We start from the raw sequence: 24,855 nt of genomic DNA on the forward strand, positions 1-24,855 counted from the left end.
TCGTCCACGCTCATCCCCGCCCCCACTCGTCAACGTCGCCGGCGGCGTCCTCATCGGTCTCGTCCTCGACGTTCCAGCGGGCACACCGCTCCGCGCGTTCGGTGTCCGCGACGGTGTTCTCGTGGTGCTGCACCGCGGACTCGGCTGCCTCGACCGCGTGCCCGCATTCGACGACCCGGTCAGCCAACGGCGACTCGACGTCTTCGTCGGCGAGGACCTGGTCGATGCGGCCCAGCACGACGTCCGTGTCGTCGAGCCCGCCGAGGGCTTGGTCGATGTCCTCGGTGAACGCGTTGAGCACGGTGAGGTAGGCGGCGCGGGTCGCGTGGTTGTCGATCCCGCCGTAAATGTCTTCCGTGGTCAGTTCCCGGGCCGTGGCGGCGGCGTCGCGCGCGGTCAAGCCCGGGTAGTCGTCCTCGACACGGCTGTGCTCGGCCACAGCCTCGATCGCGGCCCGCAAGTCCATCTGCGGCAAGTCGTCGCGCGCGGGCAGGTTCCGGGCGATCCAGCTGCCCGGTCTCGGGGCCTGCTCGGGAACCTCGGGTGCCTCGATCTCGTCGGCAGGCGCGTAGAACGCCGGGTCCCACATCGCCGCGTCACCGGTGACGGTCGAAAGCTCACCGGTGATCCGGCTCCGGACCACCTGCCCCGGCATGAACGCCCCGAACATCATGGACTCACCGGCGACAGCGTCCCCGGCCTGTGCGGAGGTTCCCCGTTCGTTGGCATCCACAGTGGACCCTTCTCCGGTGTCGTGGTCCGCCGTGTGCTCGATGGCGTCGGCGGGATAGGTGAGTGCGGCGCGGACCTGGTCGGCCTGCTCGGCGCTGATGCGTGAGGTGAACTCGGCGGCGGTGTCGGTGACAGCCGCGGAGCGGGCCGCCTCGTGGTCCTGGCCGGCGGCGAGCTGGCTGCGGTAGGACAGGACGGCCGCGTTCGCGAGCCTGGGGTCGTCGTCACTGGCTTCGACCGCGCGGCGGTGCGCGGCGTCGTCGTCCCAGCCCTCGGAGCGCAGCTGCGCGAAGCGACCCACCGCATCGGAGGCGACGTCGTAGTTCCGCATCGCCTCCCCGGCGGGCATCAGCTCGTCCGGGTCGATCACCACCACCTCCGGGTCCTCGAAGCCGGCGGCGTCGGTGTCGTCCACCGTGGGCTCGCGTCCGAACTCGAAAGGGGTCAGCTCGTCGGCGGCGACCAGGGCGGCGAGCTCGGCGGCGGTGGTCGGTTCGAACCCGTCCCGGCGGTATTCCAGGTAGTGACCGAGCGCGGTGTCGGCGACCGGGACGTCCTCGACAGGGAAGGTACCCAGCACCTCCTCAGAGGCGTCGTCCTCGCTGCGCCCGTCCTCGCGGGCCTTCTCGAACATCGCCACCGCGTCCCGCCCGACCCGGTCGTTGTGGTCGAACGCCAGCTGCTCGACCTCGGCGGCGACGGGGTCGGGCACGTCCGGCTCGAACAGATCCACTTCGGCCTCGTCCTCGGCGGCGCCGTCGGTGGGGACGGGGTCCTGAGCGGCGGTGTCGGCGGCGATCGCCCGCGCCTCGTCAGGCTCGTAGCCGATGGCGAGAAGCTGCTCGTAGTCGCTGACGGCCTTCGCACCGATCGGCGAGACCCGCTCCAGCCGCTGCGCGATCTCCTGCGGCGGAACACCTTCCCGCTGCCACGTCAGGTACGAGAGCATCGTCGCGTCGGCGATCTCCCGCCGCCGCAACTGCTCCGTGGTCTCGCCAGGTCCGTCGAGCACGTCATACGTCGCGGCCACACGAGCTTGCTCGACCTGCTGCGCGATCTCCGCCTCTTCCCACGGCTCGTTGCCGACGGCCAGCTCGGCGGCCCGGGCGGCGTAGCCGTCGGCGAGGGCGGTGGCCTCGGCGGTTTCGCGTTCCAACCGTGCCCGCACCACCGGGTCGGTGGCCCCGGCGGCGGCGGTGGAGCGCAGGAACGCGATATCGCGGTGCCGTTCCGCGGCCAGCCGGGTCGCGGCCTGGGTCAGCTGATCCATCCACTCGGTCATCGCCGACCACCTCCGACGCGGCGGCGCGCGGCCTCGGCCGCACGAGCGTCCGCGACGACCTCGGCGTCCGGCTCCGGCGCGGTCTCGGTGCGGGCGGTCCCCCACCACGCGGCGATCGACGCCAGCGCCGTCCCGGACGGAACACGCGACCCGGGCAGGAACAGGGTGCCGCCGTCCTGGTGGTTCTCCAGCGAACAGTTCCCGGTCGCCGCCTTGATCCGCTTCACCACACCCGGCCGGTACCGGTCATGCCAGTCCGCCGCCCGCGCCACCGTGGCGTCCCGGTCGACGTAGGCCGCGAGCCACGACCGCATCAGGCTGACGAGTTCCTCGACCACGTCGGGGTGCCACCACCAGCACTCCGGGAGCTCGGCGCCGTGGTAGCGCAGATACACCCGCGTCAGCCACAACGACAGCTCCGTCAGGACCGTCTGCGCCTCGTCGGCGCCGTCGGCGTCCGCGCCGTCCGCGAGGTCGAGCCACGACAGGGGCCGGGTCTTCGTCCCGGGTTCCTCGTCGTTGAGCTGCTCCACCAGGGCCTTGACGACCTTGGCCAGCTTCGTGACCTGCTCCGGCAACGGCTCGACCACCTCGTGCAGGGCTTCCACCCGCTCCGGTAGTGGGGTCACCGCCTCCATCGTCAGCCTCAGGCCCTCGACCTCACGGGCCAGACCGGCCACCGCCGCCGACGTCGCGAACTCGGGTTCCTTCTTCTCGTCGGCGCTCATCGGGCACCGCCGCTCTCGACACCGGCGACCAGGTGGGCGTGCGCCATCCACGACCGGGCCAGTTCCAGGTGCCGCCGGGTGTCGACTGTGTCCCGGTCTTCGGCGGCGGCCAGTGCCGCGCGGATCGTGTGGGCGAGGACGTTGAGAACCACGTCATCGGGCACGATCCGGCACCCCGGCCGCAGCGCGCGGCCGAGTCCGAACAGCACGGCCGCGGGCACGGCGAAGTCATCCGGGCAGGAGATCATCGCGGCCTTGCGCAGGAACACCGCGTGCAGCGCGATCACGGCTTCTTCGGTGTCGTCGTACCTCGCGAAGAGCGGCCGCAGCGCCTGGACCTCGTCGTCGATCATGGTGCGGCGACCGAGCGTCGACAGCTCGGAAACCCTGGCGATCATGGTCGCCGGAACATCGGTAAGGAGTACAGGGTGAGTGGACGTCATCGGTCGATCACCTCAACGAGGTCGAAGCGGGCGTGGAGTTCGGTCCAGGCGGCGTGGTGACGGTTGTCGGCGGTGTGCCAGTGCCCGTCGTCGCCGGGGAACCACAGGTGCATCAGGTCGTCGCGCACCACCGGCGCGTCGTCCGGCGCGGGCCGGTGGGCGACGCCGGCGGCGAGCCACACCCGCGGTGCCGTGGGGGCGCTCATCGGAGGCTCACCCCCGGGAACACCTCGGCCGCCTGGGACCAGTCGATCGCGTCGGACTCAGTGCCGGGACGGACGGCATCGAAGGTGGCGGCGACGAGCTCGGCGAGATCGTCACGGCGGAACACCACCCAGCCGGAACCTTCGGGCGTGCTCAGGCCGACGGTGATCAGGTCGCCGGGTGCGGTGACTCGGACGTCGCCGATCCCGGCCTGTCCGCAGTGCAGCGCCTCGGCGAGCAGTTCCCTGCTGATCACCCACTCGGCGCCGGGGAATCCGAACGTGACCGCGTAGGGCTCGGTCGTGTCGTAGCGGGCGTTCACCACCGCGTGCCCAGTTTTGAGCAACGCGTGCAACCTCGACTCGATCGCGGTCATCGCCTGTCACCGCCCGGGACGGAGTTCAGGCGACGGCCGGTCTCGGACACGACCCAGTCGACGAAGTCGTCGCGGACGCCGGGCGCGATGTGGGCGTTGAGGAACGCGGTGATCTGCTCGGTGGTCTGGCCGTTGACCGTGCGCCACACGATGATCTCCACCAGCATCGCGACCAGGCGCCGGGATTCGCCGGAGTGTGTGGCGAAGTCGCGGGCCAGCTGCTCGATCACGCCGGTGATCCGGAACGTGTCGACCGGCATGAAGGGCTGATTCGGGTTCATCGCGTCCGGCCCTCCCCGCGCTCATCGCCGCCCGGGACCTCGCCCGTACCGGCGATGTGCGCGTCGAGCTCGGCGTCCAGCGCGGCCAGCGGATCGGCTGACCTGGTGCCGTCGGCAGGCGTCGGGTCGCCGTCGAGGCGCACCGCCTGGATCCGGACCGCGCCGGCCTCGTGCTCGGCCTGCGGCGGCACGACCGCCTCGACACGAGCGGCCCGACGCTCGGCGGCCCAGTCCTGCGCACGAGCCACCCACGGCTCGACGCGGTCGGCGAGCATGTCCACGAACGCCCCGGCCTTGGTCAGCCATAGCTCGCGGCGGTCGGCCCAGCGGATCATCAGCTCGGCGTGACGCCAGCGGCGCTCGATCGCTTTCACCTCGCGGCGCTTCCACGCCATCTGCAGTGTCCCGATCGCGGCGGGCATCCCCCGCCGCACGATCACCGCGTGCAACTCCGGCAGCTGCGAGATCTGCCCCGGCGACAGCACCGGAACCCGCTGCGGCGTCCGGCCGGTGACGTGCCCGTCGACGTCCTCGGTGGCGACCATCTCGTGCCGATCCGAGGTCAGCAGCGAATACGCCTGTAGGTCGTCCGGGTCCTTCTGGTTGGCCAGCACCAGCAGGGTCGAGGAGTTCGTCAGGATCGCCGCACACCCCGTGTCGCCCCACCGCTTCCGCAGCTGCGCACGCGACTGAGCTCCGATGTGGATGGTGATGTTGCGGCCACCCATATCCGAGGTCCAGTTGTCCAACGGAACCGGGCAGATCAGCGCCGCCTCATCCAGCACCATCGTCAACGCCGGATCCAGCCGCCCACCCGGGGATTCCGACGCGATGCGGCGGGCCTCGCGGGCGATGTGCGACGTCAGCGCCGCCACCAGCGGGGCGGTGTGGCCTTCCTCGGCGCCGAGCATGTACACGGTGCCGCGCTGTTCGAGCAGATCGGCGACGTCGAACGCACCACCCGTGGCCGCGGCCCGCGCGGTCGGGTCGGTCAACCACCCCAGCGCGGGCATGATCGTCGTCGTGATCGACGACCTCGTGCGGTCGTTCGTGGTCAGGAACTGCCGCGCCGTGGTCTCGAACGCCGGCTCGCTGGATCGGCGCAACAGCCGCAGCACCTCATCCGCCGCACCCTCCGGGTCCGCCACCCACGACTGCACATCCACCATGGCCAGCTCACCGAGGGCGGCCGCGTGCATCAGCGTCGCCAAAGCGCGGCGGGCCTGCGACACCCAATGCTCCCGCTCGTCACTGCCCCCATCCGGCAGCAGATCGCCGGCGCGGTGCGTCGCGGTCACCGGGTTCGAGCATCCGGCCAGCGGGTCGAACGTGATCGTCGAGTCCAGCTTCCCCAACCCCGACGGGTTGAACACGAACACCGGACCGTGCTGCTGCTCGCGCAGCTGCGCAGTCAGCTCGATCAGGTCCGTCCGCGTGGAGGTGGCGATCACGGCGCCCGGGGCGTCGAGGATCCGGCACGCCAGCTCCCCCGTCTTCCCCGACCGCGGCCCACCCAGCCGCAACGTCACGTCCTCCACCGGCGACCAGATCCGCTGAAACCCCACCCGCGCCACCGCCGTCGCGTACTCGGTCACCGGCACCCGGCGGCGGGTCCACCACATCGCCCGCTTCAACCCCGGCTTCAGCACCTTCGCCTTACGCCGCATCGCCGACTTCGACGCCACCCGCCAGATCTGCCACCGCGACGCCACACCACCATTGCGGCGCGAACGCCGCGACCACTTCCCGATCAACCCCGACGAACCATTCCGGCCACGCAAAGCCACAAACGCCGCCACGGCCAGAACCGGGCCACCGAACAGCAGACCCCATGGCCATACCTCGTAGCCCGGCGTCTCGGCAGGAACCCAGCCCGCGAACCAGATCGACAAGCCGGTCAGCCCGGCCGCGACCGTCACCAGCCGTGCCGCGTTCCCCTTCACCAGCTCCGCCAGGCCGAACACGCCGGCCGCGACGCCCGCGACCACGAACCACGGCCACACCACCGCGGCCTTCACGTGCCAGTCGCTCAGCAAATTCCCCAGCGCGGTCAACACGACTGCCGTTAGAAGAGCCCCGAACGTGCGCATCAGGCCGCACCTCCAGCCGAAGTCGCACGCCAAGCGTCAACCCACTCGGCGACGTCAACGCAGTTGCCAGCCTTCGCGGCGAAGTCGAGCAGCTGCTCGACGGCTTTCGCTGGCACGACATAGCGGCCCTGTCCTGCGCCACGGCGAAGCTGGAGTGCGGGGAACGCGTCGGCGTGGATCAGGCGGTAGACGTACTCCTGGGAAAGACTCAGCAGCGCCGCGGCCTCGGGCACTGTGTAGGTCGGCACCCCAGCCGTGCGCTTCCTCATCGCAGCCTGCAGCGCAATATCGCGAAGCAGTTCACGAGTCTGGCCGCGAGCGGTCTGCCCGTCTTGTGTCGTAGCTTGTTCCTGCATCTGGGTCTCCAAATGTCCGATGCGAGGCCCGGGCGGGGTGGCACCCCCGCTCGGGCCGTTTACTTTCGGTGTCCCAACCCCTCAAATTTGTCTAGGTTGGCTGGACATGTTTGAAGATAACCAGCATGGCTAGCCATGTCAACTGCCTGTCTAGGCTGGCTAGCTCGGATGTGCAAAGAGGTCGTACCCTGAGCTGCATGCAACTCGACCCGGACGATCCTCGGCCGCCCTATCAGCAGGTCGCGAACGCACTACGCGCCGCGATCTTGACGAAGACGTTCAAGCCGGGCGAGAAGCTGCCGTCAGGCCCGGAGCTGTCGCAGCAGTTCGGCGTTGCCCGGATGACTGTGCAGACGGCCATCCGACTACTGCGCGACGAAGGTCTGGTCGTGTCCCGGCAGGGCAGCGGCGTCTATGTCCGAGAGCGCACTCAGCGACCGGTGGACCTGCGGTCTCACCTTGAGCGCGCCTTCGAGCAACCCGAGGTCTCTGTCGATTTCGCCGGCTTCTCCGGTGAGACGCTGCACGGCGCCATCACCGAGCCGCTGGACAAGATCCGTGACGGTCGTCTCCGGCCCGACTCGCTATCGATTCGGCTACTCGTGCCAGATCCGCGCCGACCGTGGACGTTGCCCGCCCAGGTCGACGACCTCGCCGACAGCCCCGCCTTCCGTGCGCGGGCCACCCGAATCATGGAGCGGCATACGCTCGCGATCGTGGACGCGGTGAGTGAGCTTGCAGACCTTGGCCTCGTCCCGGACGCGAAAGCACATGTGCGGGTCAACCCCGCTGTGCCGCTGTTCAAACTGTACGTAATCAACAACAGCGAGACGTTTTTCGGGTACTACCCCGTTCAAGAGCACCAAGTAGCGCTCGACGGTGAGCGGACAGCGATCTGGGACCTGATGGGCAAGGACGCGATTCTGTTCCACTACTCGGCAGACGGTGACGAGGACAGCCTCGCGTCACAGTTTACTCGGCAGTCACGGATGTGGTTCGACTCCCTGTGGACCACCGTAGGCAGGGACTACCAGCCATGACCTCCGAGCAGCTCGTAGCTGCACTAACACGGACGTCTAGCGTTCTGCTCGACTTTGACGGACCCGTTTGCTCGGTCTTCAGCACCTTCACTCCAGCGGCCGTCGCTCACGAGTTACGGACTGCTCTCAGGCTCGATGCTGCGCCAGAGACGCAGGAACCATTCGAGCTACTTGGTTACGTCGCCCGCTACGAACCGACAAAACTCGTCAGCGCAGAGGCGGAACTCGCCCAACTTGAGAAGATGGCGGTACTTCGCGCCGAGCCGACTCCCGACGCGGATGCAGTACTCCGACATTTCAGCGAGTCCGGCCGACCGGTGGTCGTCGTGAGCAACAATTCCGCCGCAGCGGTGCATGCCTACCTGGAGGAGCACGGTCTCGATTCCCTCGTGGCCAGTGTGTCTTCGAGGGTCAATCCAGACCCCAGCTTACTGAAGCCTCACCCTCATTTGCTCCACCGCGCGGCCGCGATCCTGGGTTGTGCGGTTACCGATTGCCTCATGATTGGTGATTCCGCTACGGACATCGAGGCCGCGCGGGCCGCAGGGGCCGTCGCCGTCGGCTACGCAAATAAAGTCGGCAAGCGCGAACGGTTCGAGCACCTTGGGGCTGACGCGATCATTGGGGCAATGAGCGACTTGTTGGACGTTCGCACGCCTTTGTAGACCGCGCACCACTGTCCAATTCAGACACGAGCTGCGACGGCGACAGCTCCCCACGCCTCGGCACGAGAAACATCAAGTTGAAGTCGACGTGCCAGCTCGCCAACCGGACGACCAGCCTTGAGAGCAAGTACAGCAGCGTCGTACTCGCGGTCTCCAGAAACTGCACGAGGATCGATCAACAGCAGCCCGCGTTCGCCGCGAAGCACATTCCCAGACGAAAGGTCCCCATGACACAAGGAGCGCGACTCGTCTACGACGAGCTGAGCGAGGATCGGCAGGGCTCGCTCGCGTTCTTCGTCGCTCGCCGCCTCGGCGCCGGGCGGAAGGTCCAGCACGTCACCACCGAGTAGACGCTCGCGCAGCCAGTTGGAGATCGGAGGGAACTCCTGAGACTGCAAGGCCCCAGCAAGGGGACGAAGGATGGCGGCGAGTTCGTCAACCGACGCAGACCGAATGTCCTTCGTACCTGGCTGTACCTGGTCCATCACTGTCCACGTGCTAACGGTCGACTCAACGACCTGGTGGACAACCGGCGCCACGCCGAGCATTGCGAGCCGTTGCGCTGCGCGAGCCTGGAGAGCGCCAGCAGGATCAGGCGTCGACTTCATGATCAGTAGCCCACTGGGTGTTTCGACCGACACAACGAGCCCATAGCGGGCGGCTAAAACCTTCTGCGGTTTAGCTTCGTAGCTGCGGCACAGTTCGGCGAACTCGCCTTCCGCGGCTGAAGCCCACGACTCCCCGCGAACTGGCCACCGCGAACAGACTGCGCGCTTGACGTCGTGCGGCACCGCTACGCCAACGGACAGGTTTTCCGGATGAACCTGCATGCGGCCCGGGCGCTTCATTCTACCTCCGAGGATATCGGCCGCGCGCTTGTCGGCCTCGGCGACCCAGGCGGCGTACACCCGCATGGTCGTGACACCGTCGGCGTGGCCAAGTCGGCCAGCGACTGTACGGATATCGACGCCAGCGAGGATCAACTCGGTGGCCGAGTAGTGCCGCAGCGCGTGCAGGTGGCTGTCGATCCCGATCGAGGCACACATCCGCGCGTAGCGATGGGTGATGGCGGAGCGGTCGCACGGCCGGTCAAACGTTGGCGCATAGGAGAACAGGTACGCATCGTCCGTCGATGCGACTTCGAGCGTGCGCATCCGCTCCTCGTAATGACCGCGTAGATCGCGCAGAACCTCGATTGTGGCGTCGTCGAGCGAGATTCGCCGCGGCTGGTCGCTCTTCGTCTCGTGCACGGCAAGGATCTTGTTGGTGAATTGGACGTCGCGCCAGCGAATCCGGACCAGTTCACTGCGGCGGACGCCGGTGACCATGACGAGCCAGACCAGCGTCCCCCAGACGTCGTCCTGTCCCCAGGCCGCGGTGATGATTTCGGCAGCCTGTTCGGGAGTTGGCGGCTTGGGGTCCGGCTTCGGCGCGCTCGGCTTGACTGCCAGTTCGGCAGGGTTGCTCTTCACCCACTCCCATCGCTGGGCTGCGGAGAAAGTGCCGCTGATCATGAAGTGGACTTTGAGGACGCTTGCTTTGGCGAGCGGGCGGCAAGAGTGTGGCGGGCATTCGATGACGCGGCAGCCGGTGGTCGCGCAGTCGTGCGGCGGGTAGCCGCCGGCGGGCGGCCGTCCTGGCGGACGTTTGTGCTTCACGGTCCTGCACTCGTGCGGGCCGTCGATGCGGTGCTCCAGGAATGGGCGGCCGTCACATCGCATCCGGCAGCGGCGAAGGTCGGCATAGAACTCGTCGAGCATCCGGACGCGGATCTTCGCGAGTGGCTGATCGCCGAAGGCGGGATAGATGTAGCGGCGGGCGTACATCTCGTAAGTGTCGCGGGTTTCGTCACCCAGCTCGGCGATCCGGAGCCAGTCCTCCATCGCGACGCGGAGAGTTCCGTTGCTGCGCGCATGGCGCTCCTCGTCGACCTCGGCGAGCAGGCGGGTGAGGATGCGCTTGGCTTCCTTCTCGTCGGTCGTCGACTCGGTGAGATAGAGGCGTTTGCCGGTCAGCGGGTCGATTCCGGCGTAGACCTTGATGCGCAGCGAGTTGCCGCGGCGCTCGATAGAACCGCGGTCTCGGGCCTTGCTAGCCGCCTGTTTGGCCACGGATTGATCGTACCCGCACCCACCATGGCTCCCATTGATCAACTTCGGGATCGTCGGGAGCGGTGAAACCGCTGGTAAAACTTGTGGAGCTGAGGGGAATCGAACCCCTGACCCCCGCCTTGCAAAGGCGGTGCTCTACCAATTGAGCTACAGCCCCGGATCGCAGGCGATCATGATAACCGCCTGCGCCGAATCAGTTGTTGCGGGACGCGTCCGCGGCCTTGGTCGGGGCGCTTCCGTTCGTGGAAACGGCGCCGAGCGGGCGCTCGGTCGGCGCGGTGGCCTCACGCCAGAGGTCGGCCTCGGCCTTGGCGGCCTTGTTGCGCTTGATCACGAACAGCACGCCGCCCGCGATGACCGCGAGTGCCAACAGCTTCTTCATCAGAAGCCCCCTCTTCCTGCCGAGTTGCTCCGCTTACCCACCGATGCTACTGCACCCGGCTCCGCAACCCCTCGGCCCCCACGTTCCACGTGGAACCAAGAACCCTGCCGGGAAGAGAAAACCGACAGGGCCACAGCCATAACGCTTTCGAGCCGCCGTCTCTTCCCCACCGCGATGGGCCCGCCAGGGCCCAAGCCCAACGCCACCCGCACGTCACTACGCCACGCACCCCAACGCCGGGGGGTCCAGGGGGCGGAGCCCCTCCTGGCGGGGGTCTGGGGGTTCGACCCCCAGAAACGAAAAACACCCGATCCGGGTTCGCGCTTTCCGCGAACACAGACCGGGCAATCGGGTGGGCCCACCAGGACTTGAACCTGGGACCTCTTCGTTATCAGCGAAGCGCTCTAACCGCCTGAGCTATGGGCCCGAACGAGGAGAAGATTACAGGACGCCTCGCGGCGTCCTGCAACCGGGTCACTCTCGTTCGGAAAGGGTCACTTCGAGGCCTCCGGCGAGGTCGGCGGAGACGTTGTAGATGAACGCGCTGACGGTGGCGAGGGCCGAGATCAGCACGATGTTGATGGCGCCGAGGATGGCCGCGATCCCGAAGACGCGGCCGGCGCTGATCAGCGGGTCGGCCGGTGCGTCGGCTCCTTCTCCTCCGACGAGCGAGGAGTAGGTCCCGTTGAGTTTGTCCCAGACGCCCATGCCGTCGAGGACGGTGTAGAGGACGCCGACGGCGACGAGCCACACGAAGAACAGTGCGACGCCGAGGACGAGGGACAGTTTCAGCACCGACCAGGGGTCGAAGCGTTTGATCTGCAGGCTGGCGCGACGCGGTCCGCGGCCGGGGCGCCGGAGCGCCGTGGGGGTGGCACGGGTGCGGGAGGCGGACGGGATGGCGGAGGGGGCGGGTTCGCCCTCTCCGCTGTCGCCGAACAGCCTTCTCGCGGCCGTGCCGCTTACCCCGTGATAGTCGGTCACGGTTGTCGCGTCCTGCTTCGGTTCCGAGTGGGCCACGTCTTCGGTGGCGACCGAAGACACCGAGACCGTCTGCTCACTGGAGCCTTCGGGTTCCCCGGCACCGCTGTCACGCTGCCAAGGCGGGCTTGACGATCCCGCCTGCGCGCCGCCTGCTTCGGGCTTCTCGGATGGTGTCACGAGGTGTCAGTCCTTACCCAGTACGTGGGGCGTCGTCTACTGCTCCGACGCCGGGGTGTCTTCTCCTTCAGTACTACCTGCAGTGGCGACGTCTGAGGGCTCGTCCGCGTTGCGTGCGACCGCGAGAAGAGTGGTTCCTTCGTCGAGATTCATCAGCCGCACTCCCTTCGTCTGCCTGCCTGCCTTGCGCACCTGCCCGGCCGAAGTGCGGATCACCCCGCCGCTGGAGGTGATCGCGTAGAGCTCGTCTTCGGCGTCGACGATGACCGCGCCCACCAGCCTGCCACGTTTCTGGTCGTACTGAATGGTGAGCACACCCTTGCCGCCGCGGCCTTGGACCGGGTAGTCGTCGGTGGGGGTGCGCTTGGCGTAGCCGCCGCCGGTGGCGACGAGGAGGAACTTGTCCGGCTGGACGACGTTGATGCCGAGCAGTTCGTCGCCGTCGTTGAACCGCATGCCGAGGACACCGGACGTCGCGCGGCCCATGGGGCGCAGTGCTTCGTCGGTGGCGTGGAAGCGGATCGACTGGCCTTCCGCGGACACGAGGAGCAGGTCGTCCTCGGCGGCCGCGAGGACCGCACCGACGAGTTCGTCGCCTTCGCGCAGGTTGACGGCGATGAGGCCGCCGGCGCGGTTGGAGTCGAAGTCGGTGAGCTTGGTCTTCTTCACCAGGCCGCGGCGGGTCGCGAGCACGAGGTACGGGGCGACCTCGTAGTTCGGGATCTCGATGACCTGGGCGATCTTCTCGTCGGGCTGGAACGCGAGCAGGTTCGCGACGTGCTGGCCGCGCGCGTTGCGGTTGGCCTCGGGCAGGTCGTAGGCCTTGGCGCGGTAGACGCGGCCCTTGTTCGTGAAGAACAGGATCCAGTCGTGCGTCGAGCAGACGAAGAAGTGCTGGACGATGTCGTCCTGTTTGAGGGTCGCGCCCTGGACGCCCTTGCCGCCGCGTTTCTGCGAGCGGTACAGGTCGGTTTTCGTCCGCTTGGCGTACCCCGTGCGGGTGATGGTGACGACGACGTCCTCGACGGCGATGAGGTCTTCGACCGAGACTTCGCCGTCGAACGGGATGATCTTGGTGCGCCTGTCGTCGCCGTACTTGTCGACGATCTCCTGGAGCTCCTCGGCGATGATCGTGCGCTGCCGCTCGGGCTTCTCGAGGATGTCCTTGAGGTCGGCGATCTCGAGTTCGATCTCGGCGAGGGTGTCGATGATCCGCTGCCGCTCCAGTGCCGCGAGGCGGCGGAGCTGCATGTCGAGGATCGCGGTCGCCTGGATCTCGTCGACGTCGAGCAGGCTCATCAGGGCGGGCCGGGCCTCTTCGGCCGAGGGCGACCGCCGGATCAGGGCGATGACCTCGTCGAGCATGTCCAGCGCCTTGACCAGACCGCGCAGGATGTGGGCGCGTTCCTCGGCCTTCCGCAGCCGGTACCGGGTCCGGCGGACGATGACCTCGATCTGGTGCTTCACGTAGTGCCGGATCATCTGGTCCAGGCGCAGCGTGCGGGGCACGCCGTCGACCAGGGCCAGCATGTTGACACCGAAGTTCTGCTGCAGCTGGGTGTGCTTGAACAGGTTGTTCAGCACGACCTTCGCGACGGCGTCGCGTTTGATCGTGACGACGATCCGCATGCCGCTGCGGCTGTTGGACTCGTCGGCGATGTCGGAGATGCCGGTGAGCTTGCCGTCGCGGACGAGGTTCGCGATGTTCTCGACCAGGTTGTCCGGGTTGACCTGGAACGGCAGTTCGGACACGACCAGGATGGTCCGGCCCTTGGCGTCCTCTTCGACCTCGACGACCGCGCGCATGCGCACGGAGCCGCGGCCGGTGCGGTACGCGTCCTCGATGCCGGAGGTGCCGAGGATCATCGCCTTGGTCGGGAAGTCCGGGCCCTTGATCCGGACGAGCAGCGCGGCGAGCAGCTCGTCGTCGGTCGCGTCGTAGTTCTCCAGCGCCCATTTGACGCCGTCGGCGACCTCGCGCAGGTTGTGCGGCGGGATGTTGGTCGCCATCCCGACCGCGATCCCGGAACCGCCGTTGACCAGCAGGTTCGGGAAGCGCGACGGCAGGACGTCGGGCTCCTGGGTGCGGCCGTCGTAGTTGTCGGAGAAGTCGACGGTGTCTTCTTCGATGTCCTGCAGCATGTGCATCGCGAGATGCGCGAGCCGGGACTCGGTGTACCGCATGGCGGCGGCGGGGTCGTTGCCCGGCGAGCCGAAGTTGCCCTGCCCGTCGATCAGCGGGTACCGCAGCGACCACGGCTGGGCGAGCCGCACCAGCGCGTCGTAGATCGCGGAGTCACCGTGCGGGTGGTAGTTGCCCATCACGTCGCCGACGACGCGGGAGCACTTGTTGTACCCGCGCTCGGGGCGGAAGCCGGAGTCGAACATCGAGTACAGCACGCGGCGGTGCACCGGCTTGAGGCCGTCCCGCACGTCCGGCAGCGCCCGCGACACGATGACGCTCATCGCGTAGTCGATGTAGGAGCGCTGCATCTCCTGCTGGATGTCGACCGGTTCGATCCGGTCGTGGTCCGGAGCCGGCGGCAAGGTTTCCGTCATGAGGTCCTTCTCGTGGGAGCAGTCCTGAAGGGACAAAAGAGAGCGGGGACGGCTAGACGTCCAGGAAGCGAACGTCCTTGGCGTTGCGCGTGATGAAGGAGCGGCGCGCCTCGACGTCCTCGCCCATCAGGACGGAGAACAGATCGTCGGCCTGCGCGGCGTCGTCCAGGGTGACCTGGCCGAGCAGCCGGTTCGCCGGGTCCATCGTGGTCTCCCACAGCTCTTCGGCGTTCATCTCGCCGAGACCCTTGTAGCGCTGGATCGCGTCGTCCTTGGGCAGCTTCCGGCCCGCCTCGACACCCGCCTGGATGACGGCGTCGCGCTCGCGGTCGGAGTACGCGTACTCCGGCTCCTGGCGCGGCCATTTGATCTTGTACAGCGGCGGCCGCGAGAGGAACACGTGGCCGTGCTCGATGAGCGGGGTCATGAAGCGGAACAGCAGGGTGAGCAGCAGCGTGGTGATGTGCTGGCCGTCGACATCGGCGTCGGCCATCAGCACGATCTTGTGGTAGCGCAGCTTCTCGAGGTCGAACTCGTCGTGGATACCGGTGCCGAGCGCGGTGATCAGCGACTGGACCTCGGTGTTCTTGAGGACGCGGTCGATACGGGCCTTCTCGACGTTGATGATCTTGCCCCGGATCGGCAGGATCGCCTGGTACATCGAGTCGCGGCCTTCCTTGGCCGAACCGCCGGCCGAGTCACCCTCGACGATGTAGAGCTCGCATTCCGACGGGTTGGTCGAGCGGCAGTCCTTGAGCTTGCCGGGCAGCCCGCCGATCTCCAGCGCGCCCTTGCGGCGGACCAGGTCGCGCGCCTTGCGGGCGGCCATCCGCGCGTGGGCCGAGGAGATCGACTTGTTGATGATCGTCTTCGACTCGGTGGGGTTGCGCTCGAACCAGTCGGCCAGCCACTCGTTCGACGTCTGCTGCACGAACGTCTTGGCCTCGCTGTTGCCCAGCTTGGTCTTGGTCTGGCCTTCGAACTGCGGCTCGGACAGCTTGATCGAGACGATCGCGGCGAGACCCTCGCGCACGTCGTCACCGGTCAGGTTGGCGTCCTTCTCCTTGAGCAGCTTCTTCTCGCGCGCGTACGCGTTGACGACGCGGGTGAGCGCGGCGCGGAAGCCCTCTTCGTGCGTGCCGCCCTCGTGCGTGTTGATCGTGTTGGCGAAGGTGTACACCGACGGCGTGAAACCGTTGTTCCACTGCATGGCGACCTCGACCTCGAGGCCGGTGCCCTTGGCCTCGAAGGAGATCACGTTGGGGTGGATCGGATCCTTGCTGCCGTTGATGTGTTTGACGAAGTCTTCGAGACCGCCGGGGTAGCAGTAGGTCTTTTCCTTGACCCGCGCCGCCTGGCCGGAAGCGTCCTCTTCGGTCTCTTCGTCGGCGACGCGCTCGTCGCGCAGCGAAAGGGTCAGGCCCTTGTTGAGGAAGGCCATCTCCTGGAGACGACGGGAGATCGTCTCGAAGTTGTACGTCGTGGTCTCGAAGATGCTGCCGTCGGCCCAGAAGCTGATGATGGTGCCGGTTTCCTCGGCCGGGCCGAGGTCCTGCAGCTCGCCGGGCACCTGGTCCGTGTATTCCTGGCGCCAGCTGTGCCCGCCGCGTTTGACCTCGGCGATCAGCTTGGTCGAGAGCGCGTTCACCACGGAGACACCGACGCCGTGCAGACCACCGGAGACCGCGTACGAGTCGCTGTCGAACTTGCCGCCCGCGTGGAGCACGGTGAGCACGACCTCCAGGGTCGGCTTCTGCTCCTTGGGGTGGATGTCGACCGGGATGCCTCGGCCGTCGTCGACGACGCGCACCCCGCCGTCGGCGAGCAGGGTAACCTCGACCTTGGTGGCGTAACCGGCCATCGCCTCGTCGACGGAGTTGTCGACCACCTCTTGGACGAGGTGGTGGAGGCCGCGTTCACCGGTGGAACCGATGTACATACCGGGACGCTTGCGGACGGCTTCGAGACCTTCGAGCACCGTGATCGACGACGCGTTGTACTCGCTCTTGTTCTCGGTCACAGGCGTTGATTCTCCTCGTCTACCCCGAGCGGAAGCTCGCTCGTCTCCAGTGTACTTGGCCGCGTCCGCTGACATGCGGCAAGGACACCCCTGATTTGCTCACAGGCGCGCTAATTCGTCCGAAGAAGAGTCTTGACGTTCGCGAAGCACTCTGAGCGGCTTCTCGGGGCTTTGGCGGCACGGTCTTCGAAGCACAGACGCGGCGAAGCGCAAGTCGGGTCAGCCGTACGTGTCACGCGGACCACGTCCTGGGACGTGCCGCGGCCCTTTCCGCCAGCTCGGGGCCGTCGGCCCCTGGATCCGCATCTTCTTCACCACGCCGTGTCCGACGCCTTTCGCGATCTTCGCCAGCAGCTGGCTCTGAAGCAGGCGAAGCTGCGTCGCCCACGCCGTCGAGCTCGCGCGCACTGTCAGCTCGCCGTCCTTCAAGGCGACGGGCTGCGCGTGCTCGGCGACCTCGTCACCCACGAGCCTGGCCCAGTGCCCGAAGACCTGACCGTTGGCCAGCCGCGTGTTCCAGCCGCGGTCGACCGCGATCCGAGAGGCGAGCCTGCCGAGCGGCTGCGGGTCACGGATGTCGGCGCCCGGCCCTGACCAGCGACGACGTCGCGAGCTCTGGCCGTTCGCCCCAGCCCCTCCACCGGTGATACGGCCGCGACGGACGCCCGGTTCAACTCCGCGGGCCTTCGCTTTGGCTTTCGCGGCGTCCAGAGCGGCACGCGCGAGGTCACGACCGGTAGTCGGCTCATTGCCTTCAGTACCGGTTGGGCCGTTCGATACCGGAGCGCGTTCACTCTGCGTGTCGAACAGGGCTCCCTCACTCGGGTTACCGCCCGAGCGGGGGGTGTCAAGCCGCTTATCAGGCCCCTTGGTCACGCGGGGCGATAACGCGTTCACGGTGTTATCCACACTGTCCACAGGTTTGTCCCCAGATCGGTGGGCAACTGCTGTGGCGCCGATCACCCGGGGTGTCCGCCGCGCGGATCACCCTCGGTTGATCTCACCATCCGCCACGAGGAATCGAGCCCCGGCCAGTTCGGCGGGTACGTCCTCGTCCACGGCGGCGGTCACCAGTACCTGCTCGGCACCGGCCGCCACCTCCGCCAGCCGGGCCCGGCGACGCCGGTCCAGCTCGGCGAACACATCATCCAGCAGAAGCACCGGTTCCCCGGCCTCGCCACGCAGGAGCTCGTAGCTTCCCAGACGCAATGCGAGGGCGAACGACCAGGACTCCCCATGGCTCGCGTAGCCCTTCGCCGGCGCTTCGCCGAGGATGAGGTCGAGCTCGTCCCGATGCGGGCCGACCATGCTCACCCCGCGCTCCAGCTCCAGGTTCCGGGACCGTTTCAGCGCCTCGACCAGAACTTCCTTGAGCACGGCCTGATCGGCGCGAGGGCCGTCCGGGGTGCCGTAGCCCTCTGGCATCGCTTCGCCCAGGCTCGACTTGTACGCGATCTTCGCCGGTCTCGAATCGGGCGCGACCCCCATGTACGCGGAGGCCGCGTACGGCGCGAGGTCCGCGATGAGGTTGAGCCGGGCGGCCAGCAACGCGGCACCGGCCACCGACAGGTGGTCGTCCCAGACGTCGAGCGTCGACAACGCGTACGGGTCTTCGCGCCCCGTCCGCCGCTTGCCCGCCGTCTTGAGGAGCGCGTTCCGCTGCTTCAGCACCTTCTCGTAGTCGGCGCGGACCCCGGCGTACCGGGGCGCGCGCAGCACGAGGAGTTCGTCCATGAACCGGCGGCGCTCCCCGGGATCCCCGCGCACGAGTGCCAGGTCCTCCGGGGAGAACAGCACCGTGCGCAGGATCCCGAGCACGTCACGCGGCTTGCCGACCGCGCCGCGGTTGACCCGCGCGCGATTCGCCTTGCCAGGGGTGATCTCCAGCTCGACCGTCAGCTCGCGGTCTTCGTTGACCACCGCGACCCTGATCAGCGCGCGTTCGCAGCCGTGCCGCACCAACGGCGCGTCGGTCGCGACGCGATGCGAACCCAGGGTCGCGATGTAGCCGATCGCCTCGAGGAGGTTCGTCTTGCCGCGGCCGTTCTGTCCGACGAGGACGGTCGGGCCGGGTTCGAGCGCGAGATCGGCTTGTGGCCAGGACCGGAAGTCGGTGACCTGGAGATGTCTCAAGTACAACCCGTTTGCCTAGCTGCCGGCCTTCTTGACCGAATGGCCGCCGAACTGGTTGCGCAGCGCGGCGACGGCCCGCATCGCGGCGGAATCCTCCTGGCGCGAAGCGAACCGGGCGAACAGCGCGGCCGAGATGACCGGGGCCGGGACCGCGTTGTTGATCGCCTCTTCGAGGGTCCACCGGCCTTCACCGGAATCCTCGACGTAGCCTTCGAGGTCGTCCAGCTCCGGGTCCTCGTCGAGCGCGCGGACGAGCAGGTCGAGCAGCCACGAGCGGACGACCGTCCCGCGCTGCCAGCCCTTGATCACCGCGGGCACGTTCTCGACGACCTTCGCGGCTTCGAGCAGCTCGAAGCCTTCGGCGAAGGCCTGCATCATGCCGTACTCGATGCCGTTGTGGATCATCTTCGCGTAGTGACCGGAGCCCACGGCGCCGGCGTGCGAGAAGCCCTCTTCGCGCGGTCCCTCGGGGCGGAGCGCGTCGAAGATCGGCATGGCCTTCTCGACGTCCGAAGCGGCGCCGCCGACCATCAGGCCGTAGCCGTTGTCCTTGCCCCACACGCCACCGGAAACCCCGCAGTCGAGGTAACCGATCTTCTTCGCGGCGAGGAGGTCGCCGTTGATCTTGTCGTCGGTGTACTTCGAGTTGCCGCCGTCGATCACGAGGTCGCCCTCGGACAGCAGGTTGCCGAGCTCCGCGACGGTCTGCCGGGTGGGCTCACCGGCGGGCACCATGATCCAGACGATCCGGGGACCGTCCAGTTTGGACACCATGTCCTCGAGTGACGTGGAGTCGGTGACGTCGGGGTTGCGGTCGTAACCGATGACCTCGTGACCGGCCGCACGCAGCCGCTCACGCATGTTGAACCCCATTTTGCCGAGGCCGATGAGTCCCAGCTGAGCCATGAAGATCCCCTTTGGTGCGAAAGAAAACTAAAGACCGGTCAGCCCGGGAGGCGAACCGGCATCAGCAGGTACAGGTAGCCGGGGACGACGTTGCCCTCTTCGTCGGCGGGCTTGATCAGCGCCGGCCGGTTCGGAGTGGTGAACGTCAGTTCCGCGCGGTTCGCGTTCAGCGCGCCGAGCCCGTCGACGAGGTACCCCGGGTTGAACGCGATGGTCACCGGCTCACCCTCGTAGTCGACCTGAAGCTCTTCTTCGGCCGAACCCTCGTCGTCGCCACCGGCGGAAAGCCGCAGCGAACCATCCTTGAACTCCAGCCGCACCTGGGTGCCACGCTCGGCGACGAGCGAAACACGCTTGATCGACTCGGCGAGCGCGGAGACCTCGATGATCGCGCGCGACGTGTGCTGCGCGGGCAGCAGCTGCCGGTACGGCGGGAACTCCGCGTCGAGGAGACGGGTCGTGGTGTAGCGGCCGGAACCGGAGAGACCGAGGAGGCCCTCACCGCTGGCGAGCGCGAGGCGGATCTTGGCACCGCTGGCGCCGAGCGTCTTCGCGGCTTCGGCGAGCGTGCGCGCCGGGACGAGCACGGCGGCGTCGGACAGGCCCTCGGCCGGCTCCCAGGTGAACTCGCGCATCGCGAGCCGGAAGCGGTCGGTGGCGACCAGGGTCAGCGAGGAGCCGGAGATCTCCAGCCGCATGCCGGTCAGCATCGGGAGGGTGTCGTCCTTGCCCGCGGCGACGACGACCTGGGTGACGGCCTGGCCGAAGGCGTCGCCGGTGAGTTCGCCGGCGAAGGCGGGCTGCGACGGGAGCTGCGGGTAGTCCTCGACCGGCATGGTCGGCAGGGAGAAGCGCGCGGAGCCGCAGGTGATGGTCGCGCGGGCGCCGTCGACGGAGATCTCCACCGGCTGCGCGGGCAGTGACTTGGTGATGTCGGCCAGCAGACGACCGGAGACCAGGAGGCGGCCGCCGTCGGCGATGGTGGCCGGGACGCCGACCGTGGCGGAGACCTCGTAGTCGAATCCGGAGACGGTGAGTGCGTCACTCGTCCCGTCGGATCCCGCATCGAGCAGGACACCGCCCAGAACCGGGACGGGGGGCCGCGACGGGAGGCTTCTCGCCACCCACGCGACGGCGTCGGCCAGCCCGTCACGCTCGACGCGGATCTTCATGCGCGCTTCCTTTCGACAGCCGAGCCCCTGACGGCTCGAAAGCTCAACGGGTCACCTCGGCCGGAGAGCGCGATGGCCAGGTGCCTCGCAGGTGTGTCCGGTCCGTGCGAGGACGCGAACGCACGTCGACACGCAGACCAGGTGCAGGGACCCACGTTAGGCCGTCCCCGGGGTCCGCGTCACCTCGGCCTCCCCTTGCTTTTGTCGACAAGACGACACGAGTCTCCGGCTGTCCCCAACTTCGTCCTTCGCCTGTTTTTGTTTTGTTCTCTTCTAGAGAAGAAGAAAAGACAGCAGTAGTAATAGGTGTTGTGGATTGTGTGGACAAGGCTCGTTCGCGCAGGTCCGGGCGCGTCCGACCCTGTGGACTCCGGGTGTGTACGGACGGTGGACAGCTCGGGCGTCCCGTGGATGGTTTCGAGCCACGCTCGATTTGTCCACAGTCATCCACAGTTGTCCCCACGGTTATCCCCAGCTGTGCGCCGATTTATACCCAGGGGCTGTGGGCCCGGTTCGTGACCGGAATCGCTCGGGAGAGTGACCCGAGCGGCTTGCGTCACCCTTGTGCACAAGATGTGGGCAACCTGGGGACAGCGTGTGGATCATGGTGTGGAAATGCTGTGGACTGCCTGTGAGTGCGATGTGGACGAAAATCCGATCGCCGCTGGCCCGGAGCCTGCCGGAGTTGTGCACAAGATACCCACAGCATGTGGATTCCCTTTGTACACAAGGGAAATCGCGAAGCCCTCTCACACGCGCTTCGGCTCCTTCGCGCCCTTCGCCCCTTCTCCTCAAGTACCCACCCTTCGCCGCTCTACACCCCCTTCAGACCTATGTAGACACGAAGAAAAGGGCTCCCACCTGGACGGTGAGAGCCCCTGAAACCCTTGTGTGCTAACGAATCGATGCTCAGATGACCCAACGGTCTCCCGGAAGCGCGCCAGCGCGACGGGAGACTTCACCGTCGAGCGCCCTCTTTCGGGCCGAAGGCCCACGAAAACGCGATGAAGGGGCGCCCTCCGCTCTCAACCTGAGTTGGAAGCGGAACGACGCCCCTTCGGCACGTTTCCTTCAGCGCTCGACAGATATCACTGCCTGGCGCGCTGCTTGATCCTCGAAGTGAGCTCCTGGACCTGGTCGTAGATGCGCCGTCGTTCGGCCATCTCCTTGCGGATCTTCTTGTCCGCGTGCATGACGGTCGTGTGGTCGCGGCCGCCGAAGGTCTGTCCGATCTTCGGCAGCGACATGTCGGTCAGTTCGCGGCAGAGGTACATCGCGATCTGACGAGCTGTCGCGAGCGCCTTCGTCTTCCCGGGCCCGCAGAGGTCGTCGAGGGTCACGTCGAAGAACTCGGACGTGACGCCCATGATGGTCGGCGCGGTGATCTCCGGCGCGTGCGAGTCCGGGATGAGGTCCCGGAGCACGATCTCGGCGAGTGCGACGTCGACCGGTTGCTGGTTCAGCGACGCGAAGGCGGTGACGCGGATGAGCGCGCCTTCGAGCTCCCGGATGTTCGCCTCGACGCGCGATGCGATGAACTCCAGCACCTCGCCCGGAACCGCGAGCCGGTCCTGTGCGGCCTTCTTGCGGAGGATCGCGATCCGGGTTTCGAGTTCGGGTGGCTGGATGTCGGTGATGAGGCCCCATTCGAACCGCGTGCGCAGCCGGTCTTCCAGCGTTTCGAGGCGCTTCGGCGGGCGGTCGGAGGAGACGACGATCTGCTTGTTCGCGTTGTGAAGGGTGTTGAAGGTGTGGAAGAACTCTTCCTGCGTACCTTCTTTGCCTTCCAGGAACTGGATGTCGTCGACGAGCAGGATGTCGATGTCGCGGTAGCGGCGCTGGAAGGCGACCTTGCGGTCGTCGCGCAGCGAGTTGATGAAGTCGTTGGTGAACTCTTCGGTCGACACGTACCGCACGCGCATGCCGGGGAACAGCCGCTGGGCGTAGTGCCCGACGGCGTGCAGCAGGTGGGTCTTCCCGAGTCCGGACTCTCCCCAGATGAACAACGGGTTGTACGCGCGTGCCGGTGCTTCGGCGACGGCGACCGCGGCCGCGTGCGCGAAGCGGTTCGACGCACCGATGACGAAGGTGTCGAACGTGTACTTCTCGTTGAGCTTCGTCTTCGACGTCTGCGGCTGGGCCGGCGCGGTGTAGGGCTGGCCCGCGATCGGCTGGCCGGAGAACGTCGGCCAGATCTCGGTCACGGCGGCGAGGGCCTCGCCCTCTTCGTCGACTTCTTCATCGCTGTCGTCGCCGTCGTTCAGGCTGTTGTCCACCGGCTGCTGCCGCGGCGGCCTCGGCTTCGGAGGCTCGGGCCGGGGCCTGGTCGGGGACAGCATGCCGTCACCGTCCGGCAGCGGAGGACTCCCCGGCATCGGGCCGGAACCGTTTTCCACCCGACCGGGTGACGGGTCATAGCGAGGGCCGGGCGCGGGGGGCGGCATCGAGGTGTGCGTCTCGGTGCTGTCGACCTTCACCGCGAGGGAGACCGCGCGGCCGAGCCGGCGCGAGAGGGCTTCGGTGATCGCGCCGCGGAGGGCGCGTTCGATCGCTTCCTTGGCGAAGTCGCTGGGGGCGGCGAGGAGCGCGGTGCCGTCGAGCAGGCCGATCGGCCGGGTCACCCGCATCCAGGCGCGCTGCTGCGGGGAGAGGGTGCCATCGGACAGCTCGCGCACGACCTGTTCCCAGATGACGCCAAGATTGTGCTGGTGATCGGACACCTGCCTGACTCCCCTCCCCTCATTCGGTGCGTGCGTGAGATCACTCAGCGGCCCGAAACGCCGGGTCGAGCGTCATCATGGCCCGATCGGCTCATGCGCACAGCAAATATCCACATAGTTGTCCACAGCTGTGCACTAATGTACGGCGACCCGCGGTGAGCCCACCTGCGGGATCGACGTATGCCGACGGGACGCCTCCACATCCCCAAGGACACCCGGGCGCCTGCACCGTTCCACCTCGGCGAAAACCCGGGAGGGGCACGCTAACAAGCCCCGCTCGTTGCCACAAGGCATCCTCGCGCGCAAGCATTTCACGGTGTATGGCGTGTTGCCATTCGATGCCCGCGCGTCGTCGGTGATCACTCTCCCGGTACGGTCGCGGTCCGTGGTCGAGGGGGTGCCTGACGGGCTCTCGCGGTGGGTGCGTACCCTCGTAAGGTCTCCCGTATACAGCGGGGGCGTTTCGCGTGCCCACGTTGTCGTCGCTCGACGTGACGAGGCCACACGTTGGTAGGAGACACCAGAGACTGCCGTGCGTCAGCACGACACGCCAGGAACGGGTCGAACCGTTCCCGGCGGCCGAGAAACAGGAGAAGTTAGTCGTGAGCAAGGGTAAGCGCACCTTCCAGCCGAACAACCGCCGCCGCGCCCGGGTCCACGGATTCCGGCTGCGCATGCGGACCCGCGCCGGCCGGGCCATCCTGGCGGCTCGCCGTCGCAAGGGCCGCGGCGCGCTGTCCGCCTGATCCGGCCGCCGTCGAGGGACGTCGTGCTGCCAGCCGCCGCGAGGTTGCGGCGCAGTGAGGATTTCCGTGCCGTGATGCGGCGTGGGGCCAAGGCAGGCAGGCGCCGCCTCGTCGTCCATGCGTTGACCACGGACCCGCCCGATGCCGCCGAAGCGGCGCGGGCGGGTTTTGTGGTGAGCAAGGCCGTCGGCAATTCGGTGGTGCGCCACCGGGTGAGCCGGCGATTGAGGCATCTCGTTTCCGACCGGATCGGAACACTGCCGCCGGGGAGCTCGTTGGTGATACGGGCACTACCCCCGGCCGCGGACGCGTCCAGCGCGGAACTCGGCTCGGATCTCGACGCGTCGTTGCGGCGCCTCGGGCTGTCCGGGCACTCCGCCGTCGCCGGGAAGTCCCGCCAGACGCGACCCCCCGACAACGGATCAGCGGTGTAACGGCATGCGAGCCACCGAGAACGAGACCACCGAAGACGCCCGGCCCGGCCCGGTGGCATGGGTGTTGCTCCTGCCCATCAAGCTGTACCGCAAGGCGATCTCCCCCTTCCTTCCTCCGGCGTGCCGGTTCTACCCGAGCTGTAGCGCGTACGCCGTCGAGGCACTGACCCGGCACGGCGCCGGCCGCGGCACCTATCTCGCGGTCCGGCGCTTGCTGCGCTGTGGCCCGTGGACCATGCCCGGCCGCGATCCGGTACCCGAGACGTTCTCGTGGCGCCACCGCCGACCTGAAACACCGATCGAGGAGTAGCTCA

Annotated in this window: 23 protein-coding genes and 2 tRNA genes; 5 read left to right on the forward strand and 20 right to left on the reverse strand. The window is 67.6% G+C overall.

Annotation, left to right across the window (positions count from 1 at the left end):
* Positions 1-10: 10 nt before the first annotated feature.
* Genes ACFWMR_RS00280 through ACFWMR_RS00315 form a run of 8 tightly spaced genes read right to left on the reverse strand, consistent with a single transcriptional unit; the run spans position 11 to position 6,405 of the window.
* A complete protein-coding gene (locus ACFWMR_RS00280) occupies positions 11-2,014 on the reverse strand; it encodes a hypothetical protein (protein ID WP_378375700.1) in 2,004 nt (667 codons plus the stop codon).
* The gene (locus tag ACFWMR_RS00285; protein ID WP_378375701.1) at positions 2,011-2,742 is read right to left on the reverse strand and encodes a hypothetical protein; all 732 of its coding nucleotides are present in this window, start codon (positions 2,740-2,742) and stop codon (positions 2,011-2,013) included. The genes ACFWMR_RS00280 and ACFWMR_RS00285 overlap by 4 nt, the downstream gene beginning before the upstream one ends.
* Positions 2,739-3,185 carry a hypothetical protein gene (locus ACFWMR_RS00290; RefSeq protein WP_378375703.1) on the reverse strand — a complete coding sequence of 149 codons (447 nt, stop codon included), beginning with the start codon at positions 3,183-3,185 and terminating at the stop codon, positions 2,739-2,741. Before ACFWMR_RS00290 ends, ACFWMR_RS00285 begins: the two co-directional genes overlap by 4 nt.
* Positions 3,182-3,391, reverse strand: a complete 210-nt coding sequence (locus tag ACFWMR_RS00295) for a hypothetical protein (protein WP_093939420.1) — start codon at positions 3,389-3,391, stop codon at positions 3,182-3,184. Before ACFWMR_RS00295 ends, ACFWMR_RS00290 begins: the two co-directional genes overlap by 4 nt.
* On the reverse strand, positions 3,388-3,765 hold the full coding sequence (locus ACFWMR_RS00300; protein WP_378375705.1) for an SsgA family sporulation/cell division regulator: 378 nt from the start codon (positions 3,763-3,765) through the stop codon (positions 3,388-3,390). Before ACFWMR_RS00300 ends, ACFWMR_RS00295 begins: the two co-directional genes overlap by 4 nt.
* Positions 3,762-4,046 (reverse strand): hypothetical protein, encoded by a 285-nt coding sequence (locus tag ACFWMR_RS00305; protein WP_378375707.1) that lies wholly within the window; start codon positions 4,044-4,046, stop codon positions 3,762-3,764. The genes ACFWMR_RS00300 and ACFWMR_RS00305 overlap by 4 nt, the downstream gene beginning before the upstream one ends.
* Positions 4,043-6,103: a type IV secretory system conjugative DNA transfer family protein gene (locus ACFWMR_RS00310; protein ID WP_378375709.1), complete on the reverse strand. Its 2,061-nt coding sequence runs from the start codon at positions 6,101-6,103 to the stop codon at positions 4,043-4,045. The genes ACFWMR_RS00305 and ACFWMR_RS00310 overlap by 4 nt, the downstream gene beginning before the upstream one ends.
* Before the next feature lie 32 nt (positions 6,104-6,135).
* A complete protein-coding gene (locus ACFWMR_RS00315) occupies positions 6,136-6,405 on the reverse strand; it encodes a helix-turn-helix domain-containing protein (RefSeq protein WP_378375711.1) in 270 nt (89 codons plus the stop codon).
* Between the two features lie 284 nt (positions 6,406-6,689).
* Here ACFWMR_RS00315 and ACFWMR_RS00320 point away from each other — a divergent pair, with 284 nt between their 5' ends.
* A complete protein-coding gene (locus ACFWMR_RS00320) occupies positions 6,690-7,532 on the forward strand; it encodes a GntR family transcriptional regulator (protein WP_378375713.1) in 843 nt (280 codons plus the stop codon).
* Entirely contained in the window at positions 7,529-8,197 is a 669-nt protein-coding gene (locus ACFWMR_RS00325) for an HAD family hydrolase (protein ID WP_378375714.1), read from the forward strand. The genes ACFWMR_RS00320 and ACFWMR_RS00325 overlap by 4 nt, the downstream gene beginning before the upstream one ends.
* Before the next feature lie 20 nt (positions 8,198-8,217).
* On the opposite strand, the gene ACFWMR_RS00330 is transcribed toward ACFWMR_RS00325, so the two are convergent.
* The 12 genes from ACFWMR_RS00330 to dnaA form a co-directional block, all read right to left on the reverse strand.
* Complete coding sequence (locus tag ACFWMR_RS00330; protein WP_378375716.1) at positions 8,218-10,308, reverse strand: tyrosine-type recombinase/integrase; 2,091 nt, start codon at positions 10,306-10,308, stop codon at positions 8,218-8,220.
* A gap of 84 nt (positions 10,309-10,392) precedes the next feature.
* Positions 10,393-10,465: transfer RNA gene (locus tag ACFWMR_RS00335), tRNA-Ala, on the reverse strand.
* A gap of 36 nt (positions 10,466-10,501) precedes the next feature.
* Positions 10,502-10,690, reverse strand: coding sequence for a DLW-39 family protein (locus ACFWMR_RS00340; RefSeq protein ID WP_093937671.1), 189 nt, complete (start codon positions 10,688-10,690; stop codon positions 10,502-10,504).
* Positions 10,691-11,043: 353 nt separating this feature from the next.
* A tRNA-Ile gene (locus ACFWMR_RS00345) sits at positions 11,044-11,117 on the reverse strand.
* A 47-nt stretch (positions 11,118-11,164) separates the two neighbouring features.
* A complete protein-coding gene (locus ACFWMR_RS00350; protein WP_093937672.1) occupies positions 11,165-11,851 on the reverse strand; it encodes a DUF3566 domain-containing protein in 687 nt (228 codons plus the stop codon).
* 36 nt (positions 11,852-11,887) lie between these two features.
* Positions 11,888-14,410, reverse strand: a complete 2,523-nt coding sequence (gene gyrA, locus ACFWMR_RS00355) for a DNA gyrase subunit A (RefSeq protein ID WP_093937673.1) — start codon at positions 14,408-14,410, stop codon at positions 11,888-11,890.
* Positions 14,411-14,462: 52 nt separating this feature from the next.
* Positions 14,463-16,430: a DNA topoisomerase (ATP-hydrolyzing) subunit B gene (gene gyrB / locus ACFWMR_RS00360; RefSeq protein ID WP_378375718.1), complete on the reverse strand. Its 1,968-nt coding sequence runs from the start codon at positions 16,428-16,430 to the stop codon at positions 14,463-14,465.
* A 219-nt stretch (positions 16,431-16,649) separates the two neighbouring features.
* Positions 16,650-17,141 (reverse strand): DciA family protein, encoded by a 492-nt coding sequence (locus ACFWMR_RS00365; protein WP_378375820.1) that lies wholly within the window; start codon positions 17,139-17,141, stop codon positions 16,650-16,652.
* Positions 17,142-17,414: 273 nt separating this feature from the next.
* The gene (gene recF / locus ACFWMR_RS00370; RefSeq protein ID WP_093937675.1) at positions 17,415-18,569 is read right to left on the reverse strand and encodes a DNA replication/repair protein RecF; all 1,155 of its coding nucleotides are present in this window, start codon (positions 18,567-18,569) and stop codon (positions 17,415-17,417) included.
* A gap of 9 nt (positions 18,570-18,578) precedes the next feature.
* On the reverse strand, positions 18,579-19,469 hold the full coding sequence (gnd, locus tag ACFWMR_RS00375) for a phosphogluconate dehydrogenase (NAD(+)-dependent, decarboxylating) (RefSeq protein ID WP_378275557.1): 891 nt from the start codon (positions 19,467-19,469) through the stop codon (positions 18,579-18,581).
* A gap of 38 nt (positions 19,470-19,507) precedes the next feature.
* The gene (gene dnaN / locus ACFWMR_RS00380) at positions 19,508-20,641 is read right to left on the reverse strand and encodes a DNA polymerase III subunit beta (RefSeq protein WP_378375720.1); all 1,134 of its coding nucleotides are present in this window, start codon (positions 20,639-20,641) and stop codon (positions 19,508-19,510) included.
* Positions 20,642-21,729: 1,088 nt separating this feature from the next.
* Entirely contained in the window at positions 21,730-23,361 is a 1,632-nt protein-coding gene (dnaA, locus tag ACFWMR_RS00385) for a chromosomal replication initiator protein DnaA (protein ID WP_093937678.1), read from the reverse strand.
* A 602-nt stretch (positions 23,362-23,963) separates the two neighbouring features.
* Between dnaA and rpmH the strand changes: the two genes are divergently transcribed.
* The 3 genes from rpmH to yidD are packed head-to-tail and all read left to right on the forward strand — an operon-like array spanning position 23,964 to position 24,851.
* Positions 23,964-24,107, forward strand: coding sequence for a 50S ribosomal protein L34 (gene rpmH, locus ACFWMR_RS00390; protein ID WP_005154511.1), 144 nt, complete (start codon positions 23,964-23,966; stop codon positions 24,105-24,107).
* A 23-nt stretch (positions 24,108-24,130) separates the two neighbouring features.
* A complete protein-coding gene (gene rnpA, locus ACFWMR_RS00395; protein ID WP_093937679.1) occupies positions 24,131-24,541 on the forward strand; it encodes a ribonuclease P protein component in 411 nt (136 codons plus the stop codon).
* A 4-nt stretch (positions 24,542-24,545) separates the two neighbouring features.
* A complete protein-coding gene (gene yidD / locus ACFWMR_RS00400; RefSeq protein WP_016338357.1) occupies positions 24,546-24,851 on the forward strand; it encodes a membrane protein insertion efficiency factor YidD in 306 nt (101 codons plus the stop codon).
* Positions 24,852-24,855: the final 4 nt, after the last annotated feature.

Origin of the sequence: Amycolatopsis thailandensis (genome assembly GCF_042723255.1) — a bacterium.
Lineage (GTDB): Bacteria > Actinomycetota > Actinomycetes > Mycobacteriales > Pseudonocardiaceae > Amycolatopsis > Amycolatopsis thailandensis.